Origin of the sequence: Cellulomonas massiliensis JC225 (assembly GCF_000312005.1) — a bacterium.
Taxonomy (GTDB): Bacteria; Actinomycetota; Actinomycetes; order Actinomycetales; family Cellulomonadaceae; genus Cellulomonas; species Cellulomonas massiliensis.
The window spans coordinates 1,415,517-1,418,988 of sequence record NZ_HE978588.1 but is presented as its reverse complement, the minus strand read 5'-3'; the positions used below and the strand labels follow the sequence as shown (position 1 = coordinate 1,418,988).

Annotated in this window: 6 protein-coding genes; all 6 read right to left on the bottom strand. The window is 74.8% G+C overall.

Annotation, left to right across the window (positions count from 1 at the left end; translation table 11 throughout):
• Window positions 1–184: 184 nt before the first annotated feature.
• On the bottom strand, window positions 185–667 hold the full coding sequence (locus HGCM_RS06755; RefSeq protein WP_019136096.1) for a hypothetical protein: 483 nt from the start codon (window positions 665–667) through the stop codon (window positions 185–187).
• Window positions 664–1,029 (bottom strand): response regulator, encoded by a 366-nt coding sequence (locus HGCM_RS06750; RefSeq protein ID WP_019136095.1) that lies wholly within the window; start codon window positions 1,027–1,029, stop codon window positions 664–666. The genes HGCM_RS06755 and HGCM_RS06750 overlap by 4 nt, the downstream gene beginning before the upstream one ends.
• Window positions 1,026–1,508, bottom strand: coding sequence for a chemotaxis protein CheX (locus HGCM_RS06745; RefSeq protein ID WP_019136094.1), 483 nt, complete (start codon window positions 1,506–1,508; stop codon window positions 1,026–1,028). Before HGCM_RS06745 ends, HGCM_RS06750 begins: the two co-directional genes overlap by 4 nt.
• Entirely contained in the window at window positions 1,505–1,888 is a 384-nt protein-coding gene (locus tag HGCM_RS06740; RefSeq protein WP_026075310.1) for a response regulator, read from the bottom strand. Before HGCM_RS06740 ends, HGCM_RS06745 begins: the two co-directional genes overlap by 4 nt.
• Window positions 1,885–2,865: a CheR family methyltransferase gene (locus HGCM_RS06735; RefSeq protein ID WP_019136092.1), complete on the bottom strand. Its 981-nt coding sequence runs from the start codon at window positions 2,863–2,865 to the stop codon at window positions 1,885–1,887. The genes HGCM_RS06740 and HGCM_RS06735 overlap by 4 nt, the downstream gene beginning before the upstream one ends.
• The coding region (locus tag HGCM_RS17325) for a CheB methylesterase domain-containing protein (protein ID WP_019136091.1) at window positions 2,862–3,472 on the bottom strand (611 nt) is incomplete at its 5' end. The genes HGCM_RS06735 and HGCM_RS17325, both read right to left, overlap by 4 nt.

Here is a 3,472-nt window from a genome sequence, read left to right as displayed (position 1 = left end):
GTCGGGCCGGACGGCCGACCGCAGCGCCGCCGCGTGCGGCCCGTGCGCGTCGACGCCGGCCGCGTGCGGGTGCTCGACCTCGACCGCGAGGCGGAGATCACCGTCGCGGTGCACCGCATCTCGTCGGTCGCGCCGGTCGCCTGACGCCCCGCTCCCCCGCGGGCGCGCCGGACGACCGGCGGCCTCAGACGACCAGGAGCGAGAACGCCCCCTCGCCGTACCCCGCGACCTCCATCGTCAGGTCGGTCCGGCGCACGTACGAGAGCACCCACGGCGTGAGGTCGGACGCGAGGGGCTCGAACGGCTGGTAGACGCGGTCGAGGCGCACGTGCGGCGCGCCCTCCGCGTTGAACAGCGACGCCGTCACGTTGAGCACCTCGGCGGCGTTCTCGGACAGGTTCGTCGGCAGCTCGCGCAGCTCGACGGCCTCGGCGGCCGCGCGCGCCGGCACGAGGCCGAGCGCCGCGCCGACGCCCGCCGCGAGCGGCAGGTCGAGCAGCACCATCGCGACGAGGCGCATCCGCCGGTCGACGTACACGCCGACCAACGCCCCGCCGGCGGGGTCGACCATCGCGCCGCCCGTCGTCACCGTCACCTCGCGGCCCACGAGCCCCTCGACGAGCTCGCGCACGTCCTTCGCGGACGGCAGCGGGGTCTGCTCGTTCATGCCAGCACCGGCTCGATGACCTCGCGGAACGACTCGGGCGTGAAGGGCTTCGCGATGAGGAAGAGCGCGCCCGCGGCCTCGGCGGTCGCGCGCATCTCCGGCGACCCCTCGGACGTGACGAACCCGAACGGCGTGCCGAACCCCGCGCTGCGCAGCGCGCGCAGCAGGTCGATGCCGGTCATGTTGGGCATGTTCCAGTCCGACAGGACGACGTCGGGCTCGTCGGCGCGCACGGCCTCGAGCGCCTCGGCGCCGTCGGAGGCCTCGCGGACCTCCCAGTCGTACCCGGCCTGGCGCAGCGTGCGGATGACGATCTGCCGCATGACGCGGGAGTCGTCCGCCACGATGGCTCGGATGGTCATGATGCTCCTTCCGTGGTGGAACCGGCCGCGGTGGTGACCCACACGTCGACGACGAACAGCCGCCCCCGCCACGACAGCGGCAGGTGCAGCGCCCGGACCGCGCCCTCGAGGGGCGGCAGGTCCGAGCCGATCCGGGGCAGGCCCAGCGTCCCGGGGTTCGGGAGCAGCGCCTTGAGGTTGCCCCCGACGACGTTGGCGATCTCGCCGAACGCGTCCTCGAGGTCCGCGCGCTCCACGGGCTCGTCGGGGTGCAGCCCCATCAGCGCCCGCGTCAGCTCCTGCGCGGTGCCCTCGGCGGTGACGAGGACGGCGCGCCCCGACCAGTCGCCGAACAGGTCGACCCAGGCGACGAGCGCGTCGTCGAGGGCGGGCAGCTCGCCCTCCCACGGCAGCAGGAGGCCGAGGTCGCCGTCCACCATGGCGGCGAACACCTCCTGGGCGATCGCGTGCACCTGGTCGTGCGCGACGGTCGTGGTCATGCGAGCTCCTCGGCAGGGACGAGCCCGAGCAGGTCGAGCTTGTCGCGGATGGCGTCGGCCGTGAACGGCTTGATCAGGTACTCGTGGGCGCCGGCCGCCAGGGCCCGGACGATCTGGCTCTGCTCGCTCTCGGTCGTGACCATCATGAGCGTGACGTCGCGCCACGCCGGGTTGGCCCGGACCTCGGTGACGAACGTGAGGCCGTCCATCACGGGCATGTTCCAGTCGATGCACGCCAGGTCGACGCGCTCGCCCGCCTCGAGGTGGTCGAGCGCGTCGCGCCCGTGCTCCGCCTCGACGGTGTCGAACCCGATGCGCTGCAACGTGCTGGAGACGATCCGGCGCATCGTGCGGGAGTCGTCGATCACCAGTGCTCTCATCGGGTCGCTCCTCGGGGAAGGGCGCTCGTGATGCGCCCGGGGGTGGCAGTGGCGGCAGGAAGGGTGGCGGCCGCCGGCGTCGCCGTGCGGCGCGGCAGCGGGACGCCGCTCGCGGCCACCGAGGGCGGCGGGCCGACCACCGCGGGGGCGGGCGCCCCCGACGCGTCGACGGCCAGCGGCCGGTAGAGCGACGTGCGCCCGACGCTGAGGCGCTCGAAGCCCTCGTGCACGCCGAGCGTGGTCTCCGCGGCGCCGAGCACGAGCACGCCGTCGGGTCGCATCACCCGGCGGACGCGCTCGAGGATCGCGGCCTTGGTCGGCAGGTCGAAGTAGATGAGCACGTTGCGCAGCAGGACCACGTCGAACGGTCCGGCGGGCGCGGGGTCCAGCAGGTTGTGGGACCGGAACTCGACCATCGCGCGGACCGCGTCGTCGACCTCCCACTCCGTGCCGACCCGGCGCATGTGCGACACGAGCATCCCCGCGGGCATGCCGCGGTTGACCTCGAGCTGCGAGTACCGGCCCGCCCGGGCGCGGGTGAGCACCTGCTCGGACAGGTCGGTCGCGAGGATGCGGCCGGTCATCTCCGGCGGGAGCACGTCGGCCATCGTCATGGCGACCGAGTACGGCTCCTGGCCGGTCGAGCAGGCGGCCGACCACACGTGCAGGCGGCCGGCGGCCCGCCGGGCCTCGACGAGGCGGGGCAGCTCACGCTCGCGCAGGGCCACGTACGGCAGCCCGTCGCGGAACCACGACGTCTCGTTGGTGGTCATCGCCTCGACGACCCGGGTGATCTCGCCGGGGTCCGAGCGGCGGCGCAGCGCGTCGACGTACGCGTCGACGTCGAGCGACGCCTCCCGCGCCAGCGGGAGCAGCCGGCTCTCGACGAGGTACTCCTTGCCGTCGGCGAGCTGGATCGCGCTGCGACGGCGGACCAGGTCCGCGACGAACGCGAAGGACTCGGGGGACAACGTCATGCGGGCACCCCCTGGGGTGTGAAGGACCGCTCGAGGGCGGCACCGATCTCGGGAAGCGGAAGCACCTGGTGCGCCAGGCCGGCCTGGGCGACGGCCCCGGGCATGCCCCAGACGACGCTGGTCGGCTCGTCCTGGACGAGCACCGTGCCGCCGGCGTCGACGACGGCCTGGCAGCCGACGCGGCCGTCGGCGCCCATGCCTGTGAGCACGGTCGCGACGAGCTCGCCGCCGGCCGCCTGGACCGCGGAGGTGAACAGGACGTCGACGGACGGCCGGCAGAAGTTCACCGGCGGCGCGTCGGTGAGCACCGTCTCGAAGCCGCTGCCCGTGCGCCGCACCTCGAGGTGACGGTCGCCGGGGGCGACGTAGACGGTGCCGGCGACGAGGGGCTCGCCCGCGGCCTCGACGACGGCGGCCGGGCCCAGCCGGTCCAGCCGCGACGCGAGCTGCCGCGTGAACACCGGCGGCATGTGCTGGACGACGAGCACGGGCACCGGGGGCGGTGCGGTGAGCGACGACAGGACGCGCGAGAGCGCCTCCGGGCCGCCGGTCGACGAGCCGACGACCGCGAGCCGCACGCGCCGCGCGGGCGGGGCGGGCCGCGTCC

Excerpts from the sequence above, each read along its gene's own strand:
- HGCM_RS06755 (WP_019136096.1), bottom strand. The coding sequence starts at position 667 with ATGAACGAGCAGACCCCGCTGCCGTCCGCGAAGGACGTGCGCGAGCTC.
- HGCM_RS06750 (WP_019136095.1), bottom strand. The coding sequence starts at position 1,029 with ATGACCATCCGAGCCATCGTGGCGGACGACTCCCGCGTCATGCGGCAG.
- HGCM_RS06745 (WP_019136094.1), bottom strand. The coding sequence starts at position 1,508 with ATGACCACGACCGTCGCGCACGACCAGGTGCACGCGATCGCCCAGGAG.
- HGCM_RS06740 (WP_026075310.1), bottom strand. The coding sequence starts at position 1,888 with ATGAGAGCACTGGTGATCGACGACTCCCGCACGATGCGCCGGATCGTC.
- HGCM_RS06735 (WP_019136092.1), bottom strand. The coding sequence starts at position 2,865 with ATGACGTTGTCCCCCGAGTCCTTCGCGTTCGTCGCGGACCTGGTCCGC.